Source organism: Propylenella binzhouense (assembly GCF_009866965.1).
Lineage (GTDB): Bacteria > Pseudomonadota > Alphaproteobacteria > Rhizobiales > Afifellaceae > Propylenella > Propylenella binzhouense.
The window spans coordinates 18,531-37,535 of the sequence record NZ_SPKJ01000017.1 but is presented as its reverse complement, the minus strand read 5'-3'; the positions used below and the strand labels follow the sequence as shown (position 1 = coordinate 37,535).

Below are 19,005 nucleotides of genomic sequence, written 5' to 3'. Positions count from 1 at the left end.
TGACGGAGGTATGCTATGAACATCGCGGGCGAGACGGTTCGGCTGGAGACGCTCGACGCTACCGCGCTCGCCCGCGGCATCGCCGCCGGCGCGTTCACGAGCGAGGCGGTCATGCGCGCCTGCCTCGACCGCATTGCGGAGCGCGAGCCGGACGTCCGCGCCTGGGCGCATCTCGACGCGGAGGCCGCGCTCGCCGCGGCGCGCGCCTTCGACCGGAGCGGCCGCACCGGTCCGCTCGGCGGAGTGCCCTTCGGTGTCAAGGACATCATAGACACCGCCGATCTCCCGACCGAATGGGGCACTCCGATCCACCGGGGCCGCCGCGCCGGGCGCGACGCCGCCTGCGTCGCCCTCAGCCGGAAGGCCGGCGCCGTCCTGCTCGGCAAGACCGTCACCACCGAATTCGCCAATCTCCATGTCGGACCGACGCGCAATCCGACGGATCTCGACCGCACCCCGGGCGGGTCATCGAGCGGCTCTGCGGCCGCCGTCGCCGATTTCATGGTCCCGCTCGCGATCGGCACGCAGACGACCGGCTCCACGGTTCGTCCGTCCTCCTTCTGCGGCATTTTCGGGTACCGCCCGACCTACGGGGAGCATCGCCTGCACGGCGTCATGGAGGCGTCCGGCTCCCTCGACACGCTCGGGATCTGCGCCCGCTCGCTTGCCGATGTCGCGCTCTACCGCGACGTCCTTCTCGGCGTGCCGCCGGAGCCGGTCGGACGGCGCGAGCGGCCGCCGCGGATCGGACTCTGCCGGACCCATGTCTGGCCGCAGGTCGACCCCACGGTGCAGCGCCGGGTCGAGGAGGCCGTGGACCGGCTCGCCCGCGCCGGCGCGTCCGTGACGGAAATCGAGATGCCGGCGGGCTTCGAGGCGCTCACCGATGCGCATCGCTGGATCTCGAGCTTCGAGTTCGTCCGCAATCTCGCCTGGGAGATCGAGACGCGCTGGGACGGGATCAGCGACACGCTGCGCGGCGGCCGGATTGCCGACGGGCTCGACTGCCCGCTGGCACGCTATATTGCGTGCATAGAGCTTGCCGAGACCTGCCGTGCGCGGATGGCGACCGTCTGGGAGGAGGTCGACGTGCTCGTCGGCGCCGCGGCGACGGGCGAGGCCCCGCTCGGCTGGGATGCCTTTGCCGGAGCGGACCTCTACAAGATGTGGACGGCGCTGCACGTGCCGGCGCTCACGCTGCCGCTCCTGGAAGGTCCGAACGGCAGGCCGGTCGGTCTCCACTTCGTCGGGGCGCGTCATGGCGACCGGGCGCTCTTCGCCTGCGCCGACTGGGCATGGCGTCAGCTCGCCTGACGGCCCTCAGCGGACGGTGCCGGACTGGAAATCGGGCAGGCTGCGCAGCTCGCGATAGAGATAGTCCGCGAGGACGCGCGTCTTCAGCGGGATTTTCGTGCGCTTCAGCATGTAAAGGTAGAAGTGGTAGGGCGGCGCGGTGTAGCCGATCAGGAGCGGCGACAGCAGGCCGGCCCGGACGTTCGGGGCGACGTAGAAGCTCGCGAGCTGGCCGATCCCGACGCCCGAGAGCACCGCCTGGCGCTGCGTGTCGGTGTCGTTCGTGGTCAGGCATCCCTCGAGGTCGAGGGTCACGGTTCCGCTCTCGCCCTTGAACGTCCAGGGCATGATCTTGCCGGTGCGCGGATGGCGGAGCGCCACGCAGCGGTGCCGCTTCAGATCCGCGATCGAGGCGGGCGTTCCGAAGCGCTCGAGATAGGCGGGCGCGGCGCAGAGCACGAGCTCCACCGAGGCCAGCCGGCGGGCGATGATCGAGCCCTTCGGCATGGGCCCGCTGCCGATCCCGAGATCGACGCTCTGTTCGACCACGTCGGGATTCTGGTTCTGGACGATCAGCTCGATCGAGACGCGCGGATAGAGGTCGAAGAACCTTCCCAGGAGCGGCGTGATGTAGCCCCTGCTGATCACGTAGGGCATGGCGAGCCGCACCGTGCCGACCGCCTCGCTCGTCGCCTCGCGGAGCGCACGGACGCCGTCGTCGATCGTCTCCATGCCGCTCTTGCAATGCTCGAAGAAGCTCGCCCCCTCTTCCGTGAGGCTGATCTTGCGGGTCGTGCGGTGGAAGAGCCGGACCTGGACCCAGTCCTCGAGCTGCTTGATCTGCCCGCTCACCGCCTGCGGCGTCATGCCGAGCTCGAGCGCGGCCTTGCTGAAGCTGCCGATTTCGGCGCAGCGGACGAAGGTGCCGATGGCTCGAAGGGGCGGGCGCATGATTATCAGCCAGGGTTTTAAAGAGATTCAAGGTGCCAGAGCCTACCGGCTTGCGCCACCCTGCGCAAAGCTTCGGAATGCGGGCGGAACGGGCGCCGGAACGACGCCTGCGATTATAAAAGGCGACAAGCAGAATGCGCTTCGTGACGTTCGAGGAGGGGGGCGCCGCGCGCGTCGGCGTGGTGCGCGGCGAGGCGGTCGTGCCGGTCTCGGATCTCGTCCCGGATGTACCGGCCTCGATGAAGGCGCTGATCGCGACGGGCGTTCCCGCCGGCCTGGAGGATGCGCTCGGGCGCGCGCCGGCCGATGCGGGCCGGCCCCTCGCGGGCCTCACCCTGCGCATGCCGATCGCCGATCCCGGCAAGATCGTCTGCATCGGCCTCAACTATCACGACCACGCCGAGGAGACCGGGCAGGCGGTGCCGACCTATCCCCCCGTCTTCATGCGCTGCACGACCTCCCTCGTCGGGCCGGGCGAGCCGATGATCGTGCCGAAATGCTCCGAGCAGCTCGACTACGAGGCGGAACTCACCGTGGTCATCGGGCGGGCCTGCCGGCACGTCTCGCCCGCCGACGCGCTCGAATACGTCTTCGGCTACACGCTGATGAACGAGGGCTCCGTGCGCGACTACCAGCGCAAGTCCACGCAGTGGACCGGCGCGAAGAACTTCGACCGCACCGGCCCCGTCGGCCCCTGGATCACGACCGCCGACGCGGTGCCGCCGGGGGCGGCGGGCCTGCGGATCCGCACCCTCCTGAATGGCGCCGTCATGCAGGAGGCCGACACGTCCGGCATGATCTTCGACGTCGCCGCGATCGTTTCCACCCTATCGGAGATCATGACGCTCGAGCCGGGGGACCTGATCGCCACGGGAACGCCGGCGGGCGTCGGCATGGGTCGCCGGCCGCCGGTCTGGCTCAAGCCCGGCGACGAGGTGACGGTCGAGGTGGAGGGGGTGGGGGCGCTCACCAACCCGGTGGCGGCGGAGGCGTGACACCCGGGGGCCCGCCCGGGCTCCGGACGGGTGCGACACGGACAGCGAGGGGCGGGAGATGGACACGCAGGACGAATGCGGCACCTGGGCGGAGCATTTTCCCGGCAATCTGCGCTGGAGCAACGCCATGCAGATCGTCAAGGGCATGGCGCCCTACGGCGCGGTGGCGATGGAGGAGGTCGACAGGGTCGGCCGGCGCCTGAAGGCCCGCCGGAACGAGGCCGATCTGGACCGTGCGTGGCGCGAGGAATGGTGCGCGATGGCGGACCGCGTCGCGGCGGTGGCCGACAGGGCGGCGGCCGAGAAGCGGGAGGTGACGGCCGGGCACAATTACATGCGCGCGGGCAACTATTACTACAGCGCGGAACGGTTCATGCCGCCCGGCGAGGAAAAGCTCGCAATGTACCGCAACGCCCTGCGCTGCTATCGCGGCGCGCTGGAGCGGCTCCATCCCGAGATCGAGCATCTCGACGTGCCCTACGAGGCGACCTCGCTGCCGGCCTATTTCGTGCGCGGGTCGAAGAGCGGCGCGCCCGCCCCGACCGTCGTGCTCTTCGACGGGATGGACAATTGCAAGGAGATGAGCGTCATCTTCGCCGGCCTCGACTTCGCCAGGCGCGGCATCAACACGCTCGCGATCGACGGGCCGGGCCAGTCGGAGGCGCTCAGGCTCCGCAACATCGTCAGCCGGCCGGACTACGAGGTGGCGGGCGCGGCGGCCTACGATTACGTCGCGTCGCGGCCGGACGTCGACCCGGAGCGGGTCGCGGCGATGGGCTACAGCTTCGGCGGCTACCATGCCCCGCGGATCGTCGGCATGGACAAGCGCTATGCCGCCGGCGTCGCGTTCGGCGCAATGCACTGGGACATGCATGCCTGGCAGGCCGACATCAAGGCGAAGCTCGCGGCCGATCCGAGGACGAGCTTCTCGTCGGACTTCCAGTTTCGCTGGGTCGTGGGATCGCCTGACAACAAGGCCGCGCTCGAGCGCGCGAAGCTCTTCACGCTGGAAGGGATCGCGCAGCAGATCGAGTGCCCGTTCCTGATCGTCCACGGCGAGAACGACCGGATCGTGCCGCTCGAATCCGCGCGCATCCTCTACGAGAAGATCGGCTCCAACCGGAAGCACCTGAAGATCTTCACCGCGGAGGAGGGCGGCACCGAGCACTGCCAGGTCGACCACCGCCAGCTCGGTATCGACTATATCGGCGACTGGCTGCTCGAGAACCTCTAGCGCCGGGCGGCGACGGCGGTGATCGCGAACGCCCTGCCCAAGAGCCTCGTCGACAATCCGCGGCTCGGGACGTGGATCGGGTTCGAGACGGCAGGACGGGTGCGCCTTTCGACCGGAAAGGTCGAGCTCGGCCAGGGAATCCTGACGGCGCTCGCCCAGATCGCGGCCGAGGAGCTCGACGTCGCTTTCGGGCGCATGGCGACGATATCCGGCCTGACGGATGCCTCGCCGGCGGAGGATTTCACCTCCGGCAGCAACTCCACCGCCGTCTCCGGCGCCGCGATCCGTCTCGTCGCGGCGGAGGTGAGGGCGCTCTTCCTGGCGCGGCTCGCCGAACGGCTCGGCTGCGCGCCGGCGGAGCTCGAGATCGCCGACGGACGCTTTCTGCGTGCCGGCGAGCCGACGGGCGAGGATTACTGGTCCCTCGCCGCTGCCGTCGATCTCGACCGCGAGGCGACCGGCTCCGCCGCCGTCAAGCGCCCTGCCGACTACCGGATCGTGGGCCGCAGCGTGCCGCGGCCCGATCTCGCGGCCCGGGTCGCGGGCGCGCCGTTCGTACACGACATGGCGCCGTGCGGCCTCATCCATGCGCGCGTGCTGCACCGGCCCTGGAGCGGTGCCCGCCTCGCGCGCTTCGACGAAGCGGGCGTGCGGAAGGCGGCTGGCGGCGAGATAATGGTCTTCCGCGAGGGCGATTTCGCCGCCTTCCTCTCCGACGATCCGACCGCCGCGACGCGCGCCTGGCAGGCCGCGCGCCGCTCGGCCGGATGGACCGACGGCGATCCCTCGCCGGTCGAGGGCGACGACCGGCGCTGGCTCCGGGACTGGCCGTCCCATGTTCGCCGCACCGAAGCGGGCGGCCCGGCCCGCGGCGGCGGGACGGCGACCGCCGTCGAGGCCCGCTTCTCGCGCGGCTTCATCAGCCACGGCTCGATCGCCCCCTCCTGTGCGCTTGCTCGGTTCGACGGCGCGCATCTGACGGTCCACAGCCACAGCCAGGGCGTCTTCGTCCTGCGGGACTGGCTCGCCCGGACGCTCGACCTCGCGCCGGCGCAGATCAGCGTCTCGCACCGGCCCGGCGCCGGCTGCTACGGCCACAATTCCGCCGATGACGCGGCCTTCGAGGCCGCCTTCCTGGCGCTCCGCAATCCCGGCCGGACGGTCAGGGTCGAATGGATGCGGGAAGATGAATTCGCGGCCGCGCCGCTCGGCCCCGCATCGGCGGTGGCGATCCGGGCCGATCTCGGACCGGACGGCAGGCCGGCCGATTGGACGATCGAGATCCGCAGCCCGATCCACGGACGCAGGCCGGGCATGAACGGCCGCCCGAACTTCGCCTCCGCCGCGGCGCTCGGGCTCGTGCCTCCGGAACCGGCCGCCCTGGAGGACGTGCCGGACGCGATCGGCGGGGGCGCGAGCCGGAATGCGGACGCCTATTACGACATTCCGCGGCGCGCGATGGTGCATCACCGTCTGGACGGGCTGCCGCTGCGCACCTCGACCATCCGGGGCCTGGGCGCGCATCTCAACACCTTCGCGATCGAATCGCTGCTGGACGAGCTGGCGGAGCGCTGCGGCGAAGACCCGCTCGCCTATCGGCTCTCGCTCAGCTCCGACCCGCGCGCCCGCGCGGTGCTCGAGGAGGTCGCGGCCATGGCGGACTGGCAGCGGCGGCCCGGCGGGGGCGAGGGGACGGGCATGGGTCTCGCCTTCGGACGCTACAAGAACCGCGCCGCCTACATGGCCGCGATCGCCGCCTTGTCCGTCGGGGAGGACGTGCGCGTCGAGCGGGTCTGGGCCGCGGTCGACGCCGGCCTCGTCGTCAATCCGGACGGCGCGGCGAGCCAGATCGAGGGCGGCATCGTCCAGGCGGCGAGCTGGACCCTGAAGGAGGAGATCCGGTTCGCCGACGGCAGGATCGCGACCGAGAGCTGGGACGACTACCCGATCCTCCGCTTCTCCGAAGTGCCGCAGATCGAGATCCGCTTCGTCGGCCCGCAGGATCAGCCGACGCTCGGGATAGGCGAGGCGGCGGTCGGCCCGACCGCCGGGGCGATCGGCAACGCGGTCGCGCACGCCCTCGGCGTCCGCATCCGCGACCTGCCGCTCTCCCGCGCGCGGATCATGACGGCGCTCTTGCGGGAGGAGGACGGCTGATGACGAACCGCTGGGTCGAGCAATTCCCCGGTAACCTCAAATGGTCGAACGCCACGCTCGTCACCAAGGGCATGGCGCCCTACGGCGTGGTCGCCCTCAATGACATCGAGCGGGTCTGCGAGAGGCTCGCCGCCCGCCAGGACGAACACGATGCCTGGCACGAGGAATGGTCGGCCATGGCCGACCATACCGTACGCCTGGCCGAAGCGGCCGACGCCGCCGGACGGAGGATCAGCGCCGGCGATTACTACATGCGTGCCGGCTACTATTACTACACGGCCGAGCGGATGATCCCGCCGGGACCGTTCAAGACCGAGGTCTACAGGAAGTCGCTGGCCTGCCACCGGGAGGGCCTTCGCCGCTCGTTTACCCGGATCGAGCCGGTCGAGGTGCCCTATGAGGGCGGCACGCTTCCGGCCTATTTCCTGAAGGCCGCGGACGCCGACGGCCCCGCGCCGACCGTCGTCGTCTTCGACGGTCTCGACAATTGCAAGGAGATGAGCGTCATCTTCGCGGGTCTCGAGTTTTCGCGGCGCGGCTTCAACACGCTGGCGATCGACGGGCCCGGCCAGGGCGAGACGCTTCGGCTCCGGAACATCCCGAGCCGCTACGACTACGAGGTGCCGGGCCGCGCCGCCTACGACTACGTCGCCGGCCGCCCCGAGGTCGATCCGTCGTGCGTCACCGTCCTCGGCTACAGCTTCGGCGGCTATGCCGCGCCGCGCATCGCCGCCTTCGACGGGCGCTATGCCGGCTGCGTCGCGTTCGGGGCGATGTTCTGGGATCTGAGGGGCTGGCTCGTCCGGATCGAGGAGGAGATGCGCAATCACCAGGCCGCCACGTCGCATTTCCAGGTGCCCTGGGTGCTCGGCGTGCCGGATCTCGACATGGCAAAGGCGATCGAGATGATGGGCCGCTTCACGCTCGAGGGCGTGGCCGAGCGGATCGCGTGCCCGTTCCTCGTCGTCCACGGCGCGAACGACCGGCTGATCCCGCCCTCGCAGGCGCAGATCCTCTATGAGCGCGCCGGCTCTGCCGACAAGACGCTCAGGATATTTACCGAGGACGAGGGCGCAGCCGAGCACTGCCAGGTCGACGACCGGCGCGCCGGCGTGAACTTCATCGCCGACTGGATCAGCGAGACCGTCGTACCGCAAGCGCGCCCGTGAACGCCAGCCATTCCCAAAAGCCAACCACCGGAGACGTCATGCCTGTCGAACGCGGTCCCTGGATCGACACCTTTCCCGGCAACTTCCTGTGGTCGAACGCGACACTCATCATGAAGGGGATGGCGCCCTACGGCGTCGTCGCCCTCGAGGAGATCGACCGCGCCTGCGAGCGTCTGCGGCCCCGCCAGGGCGATCAGAGCGCCTGGTGGGAGGAATGGGGGGCGCTCGCGCGCACGGTCGAGGCCATCGCCGAGCAGGCGGCGGCGGAGGGGAACGACCGCACCGCCGGCAATTATTACTACCGGGCCGCGCACTATCACTACAACGCCGAGCGCTTCGTGCCGCCCGGCGAGGCGAAGCGCGCGATGAGCCGCATTGCCTATCGCTGCTATCACGAGGGCATCCGCCGGCGTTACCCGGAGATCGAGTTCGTCGAAGTCCCTTACGAGGGCGCCAGCCTGCCGGCCCTGTTCCTCCCCGCACAGCGGGCGGACGGCCCCGCGCCGACCGTGGTCGTCGTCAACGGCATGGATAATTCCAAGGAGATGAGCATCATCTTCGCGGGGCTCGAATTCGCCCGCCGCGGCTTCAACACGCTGTCCCTCGACGGCCCGGGCCAGGGCGAGTCGCTCCGGATCCGCGGCATCCACAGCCGGTACGACTACGAGGCGGCGGGCACGGCCGCCTACGACTATCTCGCCGGCCGGGCCGAGGTCGACGGAAAGCGGGTGGCCATCATGGGCTACAGCTTCGGCGGCTATTATTCCTCGCGCGTCGCCGCCTTCGAGCCGCGCTATGCCGCCTGCATAGCCCTCAGCGCGCTTCACTGGGACCTCGCCGGCTGGCAGCTCCGGATCAAGCAGAAGACGGAGAGCGACCCGAAGGCGATCGGCCAGTCGAACTTCCAGTTCCAGTGGGTGGTCGATGCCGGCACGCCGGACGAGGCGATCGAGATCGCCCGCAAATTCTCGCTGGAGGGCGTGGCGGAACGGATTGCCTGCCCCTTCCTCGTCACCCATGGCGGCAATGACCGCATCGTGCCGGTGGAGAACGCGCCGAGGCTCTACGAGGCGGTCGGCGCGAGGGACAAGTCGATCAGGATCTTCTCGATGGAGGAGGGCGGCGCCGAGCACGCCCATGTCGACAACCGCCAGGTCGGGATCGATTATGCGGCGGACTGGCTGGCAAGCCGGATCGGAACGTCAAGCCCTCGGTAGCCGGTCCGCCGCCTGAGATCGCTCCCGGCGGGACGGCCCGCCGGAACGGGCGGAACTTCGCCCGGCAGGCCGGCGATCGACCAGGCTTCGCCGGCGCGCCCGGAGACTTCGACGGCTTGTCGTCCGGAACACGATGCTGCATGAAACGCACCCGCGGAGTGAGGATGCTGCATGCCATCGCCCAAGGAGAAGGAACCGTCACGCCGGCCCGCGCGTGCAAAGAAGGCGGCCCCGGCGCGGACGGATACCGCAGCAGGGGCCTCCGGCGAAAGGTTTCCGCCGCTCAGCACTTCGCTCGACACGCTTCTCGTCGACGGATCGGACGGGAAGTTCCGCAATCTTATCTACAAGGTCCTGAGTACGTCGACCCTGATGCTTCGGTCGCGCGATCGTTTCGCCGCGCATATCGGCGTCTCGGGTCCGCAATATTCGATGATGGTCGCGATCGGCGAAGCGGGCAGCGCGACCGTCGGCCAGATCGCCGACGAGCTCCGGGTCTCGAGCCCCTTCGTCACCGCCGAGATCGGAAAGCTGATCGAGCGCGGCATCGTCGAGCGCCGTCCGAACCAGCGTGATCGCCGGAGCAGCCTGCTCACGCTGACCGAGAAGGGGCGGGACATGATCGTCGATGTCGGGCCGCTCCGGCGCCTGACCAACGATCTGGTGTTCGGATCGCTCACCTCCGAAGAGGTGCAGTCGCTGCACGCGATCATGGACAAGCTCGTCGTCGACGCCGAGCACGCGCTCCACACGATCAATTCGCCGGCGCTGAGCGAGCGCAAGAAGTAGCGCCCCGGCCGGGCGGCGCGTCCGCGCTTCTTCCGACCGCCCGGCCGGGCGGTCCGGATTGACGTATGTAAGCAACTTACATATACGACTGTTCTAGCATGCGCCGCGATATGACGCCTTCCGTTCGGCCGGGCGGGCGCGAACTCTGTGAGGGAAGTCGCTCATGTTGAAGACCGGCAAGGAATATCTCGAATCGATACGGGACGGCCGGAGGATCTATGTCGGCGCCGAGCGGATCGAGGACGCCACGACCCACCCGGCCTTTGCCAACGGCGCGAGAACCTATGCCGCGCTCTACGACCTCAAGGCCGATCCCGCCAACCGGGACATCCTGACCTTCGAGGAGAACGGCGAACGCTACCCGATGTACTATCTGCAGCCGCGCTCGCAGGCCGACCTGCGCCGGCGCAGCCGCGCGCACCGGAAGATCGCCGAGTTCTCCTACGGCCTGATGGGCCGCACGCCCGATGCCGTGGCCGGCAACATCACCGGCCTCAGCATGAACCCGAAGGTGTTCGACGCCGCCGGCGGCAATCGCTCGGGCAACCTCATGCGCATCTACGAGCACATGCGGAAGGACGACGTCTTCGCGACCTATGCGATCGTCCCGCCGCAGGGTGCGCGTGACAAGAACTACTACCAGACCAGCGGGCTGCCGCAGCCGGCCCTGCGCGTGACCGCCGAAGAGGACGACGGCGTCGTTCTCAACGGGATGAAGATGCTGGCGACGGGCGCCGCCTACGCCCACGAGGTGCTGATCGGGAACGTGATGCCGCTCGCTCCCGACCAGAAGAAGGAATCGATCACCTGCGTGATCCCGCTCAACCTTCCCGGCATGTCGCTCTGGGCGCGCATGCCGTTCCACCGGGAGGGATGGGCCGAGTTCGACTATCCGATCACGCACCGCTTCGACGAATCGGACTGCATGCTGGTCTTCGAGGACGTGAAGGTGCCGTGGGAGAAGGTCATCGTCCATGACGATCCCGGTCTCTCGCGCGACATCTACATCAGGACGCCGGCGCATGTGATCGCCAACCACCAGAGCAATGTCCGCTTCGGCACCAAGCTCCGCTTCCTGCTCAGCATCGCGAGCCTCGTGACGGCGAGCTCGGGCGCCCGCGACATTCCCGCCGTCCGCGAGACGCTCGGCCGGCTCGCGGCCTTCGAGGCGGGCTTCAACGCGATGGTGGACGGGCAGATCGAGGCGTTCCAGGAGGTCGACGACGGCTATGTCGTGTTCAACCGCCGCTACCTCTACGGCGCGATCCACTGGGCCATGGAGAACCACTCCTATATCATCGACATCCTGCGCGAGCTGATGGGCGGGGGGCACTTCCAGTTCCCCGCGAGCATCGACATCATGAGCGATCCGGAGCTTCGCGCCGCGTTCGAGAAGTACTGGACCGCCGGCGAGCGCGGCGCGCTCGAGCGCATGAAGCTCTTCAAGCTCGCCTGGGACGTCGTCGGCTCCGAACACGCGAGCCGCGCCACCTCCTACGAGAAGTTCTTCGTGGGGCCGGCCTTCGCGGTCCGCAACTACAATTTCGTCAACGTGCCCTGGGACGAGATCCACGGCATCGCGCAGGGATTCATGGAGCGATACGCGGCCGACTAGCGCCCGCGGAACGAATGCCATTCCAGATGAAGGGTGATCTTCGTGCAGACTGAGACGCGGTCCGAGCTCCCGGCGGTGATGGTGGTCCAGCCCGATGGCGGCGAGCATTACTGGCAGCCCGTGCCGGCCAACGGCCACATCAACGTGCGCCTTGCGCCGCACATCGTGGAGATGACGCATCGCTTCGGCCTCGGCACGCAGACCGTCGCCGCCGGCTGCTACGTGCGCGAGCATACCCATCCGGATCACGACGAGGTCATCCACATCGTCTCGGGGACGGGAAGGACGGTCCTGAACGGCGAGGAGCACCGCCTCGTGCCGGGCGCGAGCGTCTATATCGGCAGGACGAACCGGCACATGTTCGTCGCGGACGAAGGCTGCGACCTGACCTTCGTGTGGTTTCTCATGCCGAACGGCCTGGAGACCTTCTTCAAGGCGATCGGTCGGCCGATGAAGCCGGGCGAGCCCGCGCCCGCGCCCTTCCCGCGGCCCGCGGACGTGCTCGAGATCGAACGCGCCACGGTGTTCGGCGAGCCGCTCGTCGACACCTTCGCGAAGTCCTGAGGCCGCGATGCCCTTCGTGCGGACCCCCGACGGATGCCGCATCCACGCGGAGACGGAGGGCGAAGGCCACCCGCTGCTCCTCATCCCGGGTCTCGGCGGGTCCGCGGCGTTCTGGAACCCGCACCGGTCTCTCCTGCGGGACGGGCACCGCCTCATCCTGTTCGACCATCGCGGGGCGGGGCGCAGCGACCGTCCGGAGCAGCGCTACACGATCGAGGCGCTGGCGGAGGACGTGGTCTCCGTTCTCGATCATTTCGGCGTGGAGCGTGCCCATGTCGTCGGCCATTCCACCGGCGGCGCCATCGGCCAGGTTCTCGCGCTCGACGCGGCCGACCGGGTGGCCGGGCTCGTCCTCAGCGGTACCTGGGACCGTGCGGACTACCGCTTCAGGACGCTGTTCGCGTTCCGCGCCGCAGTGCTCGAACGGATGGGACCGGCGGCCTATCAGGACCTGACGAACATCCTCGGCTACGCGCCGGACTGGGTGAACGCGCATGCGCCCGATCTCGAGCGCGCCACGAAGGCGGCGGCGGCCGACCTCGAGCCGATCGCGGTCACGGCCGCCCGTATCCGCATGCTGCTCGACTTCGACCGTTCGGCCGAGCTTCATCGCATCGCCGCGCCCACGCTGGTGGTTTCGGCCGAGGATGACGCAATGGTCCCGGCCTATCATGCCGAACGGCTCGCAGCGGCGATCCCGGGCGCCCGCTCGGTCCGGTTCGCCGGCGGACATTTCTATCCGCGCGTCCGGCCGCAGGCCTTTGCGGACGCTGTCCTGAACTTCCTCCGGAGCGCATGATGCCTGCCGCGGGCAAGCGTGTCGCCACGATCGGCTTCGGCGCCATGGCGCGTTCGCTGCGGGCGAGCCTCGCCGCCGACGAGGCCATGCCCGCAATCGGTGCGGCGCTGGTGCCGCCGGGGAAGGTGGCGGCCGCGCCGGCCGGGCCCGACGACGTCGCGTTCTTCCCGGAGGTGGACGCGCTTCTCGCCTGGCGGCCGGAACTCGTCGTCGAATGCGCGAGCCACCAGGCGGTCGCGACCGTCCTCCCGACTGTCCTGCGCCGGGGCGTCGACTGCGTGATCGTCTCGATCGGCGCGCTTGGCGACGCCGCGGTGCGCGCGGAGATCGAGGAAAGCGCCCGGGCCGGCGGGGCCCGCGCCGTCATCGCCTCGGGCGCGATCGGCGGGCTCGACGTCCTGCGCGCGGCCGCGGCCGCCGGGCTCGACCACGTCGTCTATACCGGCCGGAAGCCGCCGCACGCCTGGCTCGGCAGCCCGGCGGGCGAGCGCTTCGATCTCGCCGCGCTGCGGAGCGAGACGATCATCTTCGAAGGCGATGCGCGCGCGGCGGCGGCGCTCTATCCGAAGAACGCCAACGTCACCGCCGCCGTAGCCCTCGCCGGCATCGGCTTCGAGCGGACCAGGGTCACGCTTGTGGCGGATCCCGCGATCGGAAGGAACATCCACGAGCTGGAGGCCGCCGGCGCGTTCGGCAGTTTCCGGATCCGGCTCGAGAACGCGCCGCTGCCGGACAACCCGAAGACCTCATGGCTCGCCGCGCTCAGCATCGTCCAGGCGATCCGCAGCCACTTCTCGTCGATCCGGTGAAGGGCGCCGGTCCGCGCCGGCGCGCTCAGACGCTGACCGGGATGAGGTTCAGCGTGAGCGCGCGGCTGAGATGGGCCGCGCAATCCCGCAGGGAGGCGAGATAGAGGTCGGCGACCTGCTCGGGATCGCTGAACTGGCCGCTGAGGTTCAGGTTGACGGCCGCGCGGGCCTGGCCCTGCTCGTCGAAGATCGGCACGGCGATCGCCGTCACGCCGATCCGGGTCTCGTCCTTGCAGCCGTACCAGCCTCTCGCCCGCTCCGCGGCAAGCACCGTCCTGAGCTGGTCCACGGAGGAGATCGTGTATTCGGTGAGGGGCTTGAACCTGACGCGGGCGCAATAGCGGTCGAGCTCGGCAGGCGGAAGGTTCGCCAGGATGGCACGGCCCATCGACACGGCATAGGCCGGATAGCGCGAGCCGATATTCGCGACGAGCCTTATGCGCTGCTCCGCGACCGCACGGGCGACGAACACCACTTCACCGTCGTCGAGCACCGAGATGCAGGAGGAGCCGCCCGCCTGCCGGGCGATCTCGTCCAGATACGGCTTGGCGAGCTCCTGGAAGTCCATCGAGGACAGATAGGCGAAGCCGAGCTCAAGCACCTTCGCGCGGAGGTAGAAGCGGTCGTTCTGGCTGCCGACATAGCCCAGCGCCTCGAGCGTCTTCAGGAAGCGCCGGGCGGCCGCGCGCGACATGTTCGCGGATTTCGCAACCTCGCTCAGCTTCAACTGCGGCGTGTGCGGGCCGAAGGCGCGCAGCACCGAGAGGCCGCGCGCGAAGGACGTAACGAACCAGGATTCGGATTCGGACAACGGAAGCTCCCTTGATTCCCCGGCTCAGCCGGGTAATCTGTTCGCAATGCAGAATAACTGTGCGCCCTGCGCACAGTCAAGGGAGTGATGCTCCGGATCTGGAGCGATGTTCGGGCGCGGCCGCATGAGCCGAACCCGACGACATTCCCCAAGGCGATGGGAGGCCTGCCGATGAGCGTGGCGTTTCAGCTCGGGGATTCGACCGAGCCGCACTTCCGCGACTGCGACCCGGTCTTCCGGCCGAGGTCGGTCGCCATTGTCGGCGCGTCGGAGACCGGCGGTGCCGGCTGGCCGCGGCGGGTCTACGAGAACCTGGAATTCGCGGGCTATTCGGGCGAGCTCTTCCTGGTCAATCCGCGTCGGAGCGAGCTCTGGGGCAGGCCGTGCTTTCCGGATCTCGCCGCGATCCCCGAACCCGTCGACCTCGCCATCACGGTGATCCCCGCCGACCACATTCCGGACGCCCTCGAGGCCGGTCTGTCGAACGGGCTGAAGGGCGCCCTGGTGTTTGCCTCGCAATTCGGGGAGGGCGGCGATGCGGCCGGCGCGGCCCGCGCCGAACGGCTGCGCGCGCTCAGCAGGAATCACGATCTGCGCATCTGCGGCCCGAACTGCATGGGGACGCTGGCGATCCGCGAGGGCCATCTGTTCTATCCGTCGCCGCGGGTTCGCAGCCTCTCGCCGGGCCCCGTCGGCGTCGTCTTCCAGAGCGGCGGCACGTTCATGTACTGGCTGCGCCAGGCAGCCGTTCGCGGGCTCGGCTTCAGCTATGCCGTCTCGAGCGGAAACGAGATCGACCTCGACCTCGCCGACTACGTCAATTTCCTCGTCGAGGACGACTCGACGCGGCTCATCGTCTGCATGGTGGAAGGCGTGCGGCGCCCGGCCGCCTTCGTCGCGGCTGCCGAGCGGGCGCTCGCCGCCGGCAAGCCGGTCCTCCTCGTCAAGATCGGCCGCAGCCAGCGCGGCGCGGCGCAGGCGCGGAGCCACACCGGCGCGCTCGCCGGCGACGATCGGCTGTTCGACGCCGTCTGCGCCCGGCTCGGCATCGTCCGCTGCCATTCGCTGGACGACCTGATCGAGCACGCGCTCGCCTTCCAGGCCGGGCGCTTCCCCTCCGGCGGTCGGGTCGGCATGGCCTGCTATTCGGGCGGAGCAAAGGGCCTCTTTCTCGACTATGCGGACGAGGCGGGCCTCGCGCTTCCGCCCTTCGCGCCGGAAACCGAGGAGCGCCTCCGGGAGCAGATCGACCCCGGCCTCTCGCCGGAAAACCCGCTCGATGCGGGCGCGGGTCCCGCCACGATGCACGAACGGTACGGGCGGATCTGCGAGACGATCGCGGCCGATCCGAATGTCGACATCCTGGCGCTGCAGGCCCAGCTTCCGGAATCCGACGCCGACAGATCCGATCCGGGCGTCTATCGGAGGCTGGCGGATTCGACCGGAAAGCCGGTCCTCGCGATCGCCCGGCTCTCCCAGAATGTCGGCGATCTCGGCCGCGGCTTCCAGAAGGAGGCCGGCATTCCCTTCCTTCAGGGGCTTCCCGAGGCCTGCCGCGTCCTTGCTTCGCTCGACCACTACGGCCGGACGCTGCGCCAAGGCATCGCGCCGGTCCCGCCGCCGGCCGGGCTCGATCTGCCCGAAGGCGACCTCGAGCGCCTGCTCGCGGAAGCGGGCGTGCGGTTTCCGCGCGAAAGGCGGGCGGCCGATGCGGCTGCGGCAGCCGAAGCGGCGGCGGAAATCGGTTTCCCGGTGGCGCTGAAGATCGTCTCCCCCCAGGCGAGCCACAAGACGGAGATCGGCGGCGTGGCGCTCGGCCTCGCCGGCAAGGACGCCGTGCGCGCCGCGGCGCAAGCCATGGCCGAGCGCCTCGAGGCGGCCGTTCCCGGCGCCGAGATCGCCGGCTTCCTCGTCCAGGAGATGGTCCAGGGTCTCGAAGTGCTGGTCGGATTCCGCAACGACCCGGGCTACGGGCCCTATCTCGTCTTCGGACTGGGCGGCGTCCTCGTCGAAGCCATCCGCGACGTCACCTTCAGGATGCTTCCGATCGAGGCGGCGGACGTCGAGAGGATGATCGGCGAGCTCCGCTCCGCCGCCCTGTTCGGCTCCTATCGCGGCCGCCCGGCTCCCGACGTGCCGGCCCTGACGGAGGCGGTGCTCTCCGCCGCGCACTTCTTCATGCGCCACCGCGACCGGCTCGCGGATCTCGAGATCAATCCGCTGATCGTCCTGCCGGCGGGCGGCGGCGTCCGGGCTGTCGATCTCAGGGCGGTGCGCGCGGGCTGATCGGGCGCGACGGCGAGACAGGAGTCACAGGTGGATTTCGAACTATCCGACGAACTCAAGGAGATGAAGCAGCAGCTCCGCCGCTTCGTCGACCGCGAGATCATCCCGATCGAGCGGGACGCCTGCGACGGGCCGGACCTCAAGCCGGAGATCCGTGCGCGGCTCGAGGCGCGTGCGAAGGAGATGGGGTACTGGCATGTCTCCCTCCCCGAGGCATATGGCGGGCTCGGGCTCGGTCTCCTCGCGCGCTGCGTCATGTGGGAGGAGATGGGCCGAACGATCGCTTTGCCGACGCGCAAGCCCCAGATCTTCGGGCCGGACGTCAGCCCCATCCTCTTCCACCTGAACGAGGAGCAGAAGCGGGACTACCTCTATCCCGTCATCGACGGCACGAAGCGCTGCTGCCTCGCGCTGACGGAGCCGGGCGCGGGGAGCGACCCCTCCGGCATAGCGACCACCGCCATACGCGACGGCGACCACTATGTCGTCAACGGCTACAAGCGGTTCATCAGCAACGCGAAGACGGCGAGCTTCGCCCAGCTCATGGCGACGACCGACCGGTCCAGGGGCGCCAAGGGGATCACCGCATTCCTGCTCGACATGGATACGCCCGGCGTATCCATCGTGCGGACCCAGCGGACGATGATGGACGACGAGCCCTGCGAGATCGCGCTCGACAATGTCCGCATCCCGGCCGCCAAGCGGATCGGGGAAGAGGGCGAAGGGTTCAGGTTCGCGCAGGACTGGATCAATGTCGGCCGGCTGCGCCACGGCGCCCGCGCCATCGGCGTCATCGAGCGCTGCCTCGAAATGGCGTCGACCTATGCCGTGCAGCGGGTGACGTTCGGCCGGCCTCTGGCGGACCGCCAGGCGATACAGTGGATGCTGGTCGACTGCTACCTGGACCTTCAGCAGCTCAGGCTCCTCGTCTACAGCGCGGCGTCGAAATACGACGCCGGGCTCGACATCCGCTACGAGGCTTATTCGGCGAAGATGCTTGGCGACAGGATGTCGTTCCAGGCGGCGGATCGCTGCATGCAGATCCACGGCGGAATAGCTCTGACGAACGAGCTTCCGATCGAGAAATTCTGGCGTGACCAGCGCAGCATGATGATCACGGAGGGGCCGGAGGAGGTTCTTCGTGCTGCTTTGGCGCGTCATGTCATCAGCAAATACGCCGCATAACAGTGTGAGGGAGGGAAGAATGAGGTCGAGTATTGCAGCTTGCGCCGTGCTTCTGGCGGGTGCGTTCGGTTTTTCGGGCGCCGCGTCGGCACAGTTCTACGCGGACAAGACCGTAACCATGCTGGTGAACTATCCGGCCGGCGGTCCGTCCGACATCGAGGCGCGCGTGGTCGCGCGCTTTCTCGGCGATCACATTCCGGGAAAGCCGACCGTCATCGTGAAGAACATGCCGGGCGCCGGCGGGCTGATCGCGACGAACTACATGGGCGAGATCGTTCCCGACGACGCGACCCAGCTCGCCTTCTTCACCTGGAATCCGATGACGCAGCTCCTCTCCGATCCGGGCCTGCGCGTCGGCTACGACAAGTTCCAGATGGTGGCGGGCTTCGAGCAGCCGGCGATCGTCTATGTCCGCAAGGACGTCGCGCCCGGCATGGAGAAGCCGCAGGACCTGCTGAAGGCCGGATCCTTCAAGGTCGGAGCGCTGGCACCGAACACCCATACCACGCTGCGGGTCGGGCTGGCGCTCGACCTCCTCGGCCTCGATTTCGAGATGGTGTCCGGCTATCGCGGCCTGAAGGACGTCGAGACCGCGGTCCTGCAGAACGAGGTCCAGGCGGCCGCGAGCTCGATCGCCGGCTACCGGGGTTCGATCGAGCCGACCATGGTCAAGGACGGCGTCGTCATCCCGGCCTTCCATTTCGACGTCGAGGACGCGAACGGAAAGCTCGGGCCGAGCCCCGCGTTCAGCGAAGTTCCGACCTTCCTTCAGCTCTACAGGGAGAAGAACGGCTCCGACGCCATGCCCTCCGGCGAGAAGTGGGAGTCGCTCCGGCTGATCAGCTCGATCATGGACAGCGTCTACCGGACCGTCTTCCTCCCGCCCAAGGCCTCTTCCGAGGCCGTGGCGGACATGCGCAAGGCGTTCGAGGAGCTGCAGAGCGATCAGGCCTTCGTCGAGGCTTACACGAAGACCGTTGGGACCCCTCCCGGCATCGTCTCGGGTGCCCAGGCGGAGAAGGTCGTGCGCCAGCTCGGAACCGTGGATCCGGCGGTTTCCCGGTTCCTGGCGGGCTACGTCCAGGAACTCTCCAAGAACTGACAGCGATCCCGCGCAGGTTCGAGCCGAGG

General features: G+C 69.0%; 16 protein-coding genes. 14 read left to right on the top strand and 2 right to left on the bottom strand.

What is annotated here, in order from left to right:
* The first annotated feature begins 15 nt into the window (after positions 1-15).
* Positions 16-1,314, top strand: coding sequence for an amidase (locus E4O86_RS07645; protein ID WP_161139934.1), 1,299 nt, complete (start codon positions 16-18; stop codon positions 1,312-1,314).
* A gap of 6 nt (positions 1,315-1,320) precedes the next feature.
* Here the strand turns inward: E4O86_RS07645 and E4O86_RS07640 are convergent, their stop codons facing one another.
* On the bottom strand, positions 1,321-2,244 hold the full coding sequence (locus E4O86_RS07640) for a LysR family transcriptional regulator (RefSeq protein ID WP_161139933.1): 924 nt from the start codon (positions 2,242-2,244) through the stop codon (positions 1,321-1,323).
* Positions 2,245-2,378: 134 nt separating this feature from the next.
* Here E4O86_RS07640 and E4O86_RS07635 point away from each other — a divergent pair, with 134 nt between their 5' ends.
* The 10 genes from E4O86_RS07635 (at position 2,379) to E4O86_RS07590 (ending at position 13,592) form a co-directional block, all read left to right on the top strand.
* Entirely contained in the window at positions 2,379-3,239 is an 861-nt protein-coding gene (locus E4O86_RS07635; protein ID WP_161139932.1) for a fumarylacetoacetate hydrolase family protein, read from the top strand.
* A gap of 58 nt (positions 3,240-3,297) precedes the next feature.
* On the top strand, positions 3,298-4,473 hold the full coding sequence (locus E4O86_RS07630) for an alpha/beta hydrolase family protein (protein WP_161139931.1): 1,176 nt from the start codon (positions 3,298-3,300) through the stop codon (positions 4,471-4,473).
* Between the two features lie 18 nt (positions 4,474-4,491).
* Complete coding sequence (locus E4O86_RS07625) at positions 4,492-6,630, top strand: molybdopterin cofactor-binding domain-containing protein (RefSeq protein WP_161139930.1); 2,139 nt, start codon at positions 4,492-4,494, stop codon at positions 6,628-6,630.
* Positions 6,630-7,799, top strand: coding sequence for an alpha/beta hydrolase (locus E4O86_RS07620; RefSeq protein ID WP_161139929.1), 1,170 nt, complete (start codon positions 6,630-6,632; stop codon positions 7,797-7,799). Before E4O86_RS07625 ends, E4O86_RS07620 begins: the two co-directional genes overlap by 1 nt.
* A 38-nt stretch (positions 7,800-7,837) precedes the next feature.
* Entirely contained in the window at positions 7,838-9,016 is a 1,179-nt protein-coding gene (locus tag E4O86_RS07615) for an alpha/beta hydrolase family protein (RefSeq protein WP_161139928.1), read from the top strand.
* A gap of 171 nt (positions 9,017-9,187) precedes the next feature.
* A complete protein-coding gene (locus E4O86_RS07610; protein ID WP_161139927.1) occupies positions 9,188-9,805 on the top strand; it encodes a MarR family winged helix-turn-helix transcriptional regulator in 618 nt (205 codons plus the stop codon).
* Between the two features lie 163 nt (positions 9,806-9,968).
* A complete protein-coding gene (locus E4O86_RS07605) occupies positions 9,969-11,420 on the top strand; it encodes a 4-hydroxyphenylacetate 3-hydroxylase family protein (RefSeq protein ID WP_161139926.1) in 1,452 nt (483 codons plus the stop codon).
* A gap of 42 nt (positions 11,421-11,462) precedes the next feature.
* The gene (locus E4O86_RS07600) at positions 11,463-11,984 is read left to right on the top strand and encodes a cupin domain-containing protein (protein ID WP_343039119.1); all 522 of its coding nucleotides are present in this window, start codon (positions 11,463-11,465) and stop codon (positions 11,982-11,984) included.
* A 7-nt stretch (positions 11,985-11,991) separates the two neighbouring features.
* On the top strand, positions 11,992-12,783 hold the full coding sequence (locus E4O86_RS07595; RefSeq protein WP_161139925.1) for an alpha/beta fold hydrolase: 792 nt from the start codon (positions 11,992-11,994) through the stop codon (positions 12,781-12,783).
* Positions 12,780-13,592, top strand: coding sequence for an aspartate dehydrogenase (locus tag E4O86_RS07590; RefSeq protein WP_205520764.1), 813 nt, complete (start codon positions 12,780-12,782; stop codon positions 13,590-13,592). The genes E4O86_RS07595 and E4O86_RS07590 overlap by 4 nt, the downstream gene beginning before the upstream one ends.
* A 25-nt stretch (positions 13,593-13,617) precedes the next feature.
* Here E4O86_RS07590 and E4O86_RS07585 read toward each other — a convergent pair whose 3' ends face one another.
* The gene (locus tag E4O86_RS07585) at positions 13,618-14,403 is read right to left on the bottom strand and encodes an IclR family transcriptional regulator domain-containing protein (RefSeq protein ID WP_161139923.1); all 786 of its coding nucleotides are present in this window, start codon (positions 14,401-14,403) and stop codon (positions 13,618-13,620) included.
* 171 nt (positions 14,404-14,574) lie between these two features.
* On the opposite strand from E4O86_RS07585, the gene E4O86_RS07580 reads away from it, so the two are divergent.
* The 3 genes from E4O86_RS07580 to E4O86_RS07570 are packed head-to-tail and all read left to right on the top strand — an operon-like array spanning position 14,575 to position 18,976.
* The gene (locus tag E4O86_RS07580; protein WP_161139922.1) at positions 14,575-16,689 is read left to right on the top strand and encodes an acetate--CoA ligase family protein; all 2,115 of its coding nucleotides are present in this window, start codon (positions 14,575-14,577) and stop codon (positions 16,687-16,689) included.
* Positions 16,690-16,719: 30 nt separating this feature from the next.
* The gene (locus E4O86_RS23920) at positions 16,720-17,874 is read left to right on the top strand and encodes an acyl-CoA dehydrogenase family protein (RefSeq protein WP_205520763.1); all 1,155 of its coding nucleotides are present in this window, start codon (positions 16,720-16,722) and stop codon (positions 17,872-17,874) included.
* Positions 17,875-17,893: 19 nt separating this feature from the next.
* Positions 17,894-18,976 carry a type 2 periplasmic-binding domain-containing protein gene (locus E4O86_RS07570; RefSeq protein WP_161139921.1) on the top strand — a complete coding sequence of 361 codons (1,083 nt, stop codon included), beginning with the start codon at positions 17,894-17,896 and terminating at the stop codon, positions 18,974-18,976.
* The last annotated feature ends 29 nt before the right edge of the window (positions 18,977-19,005 follow it).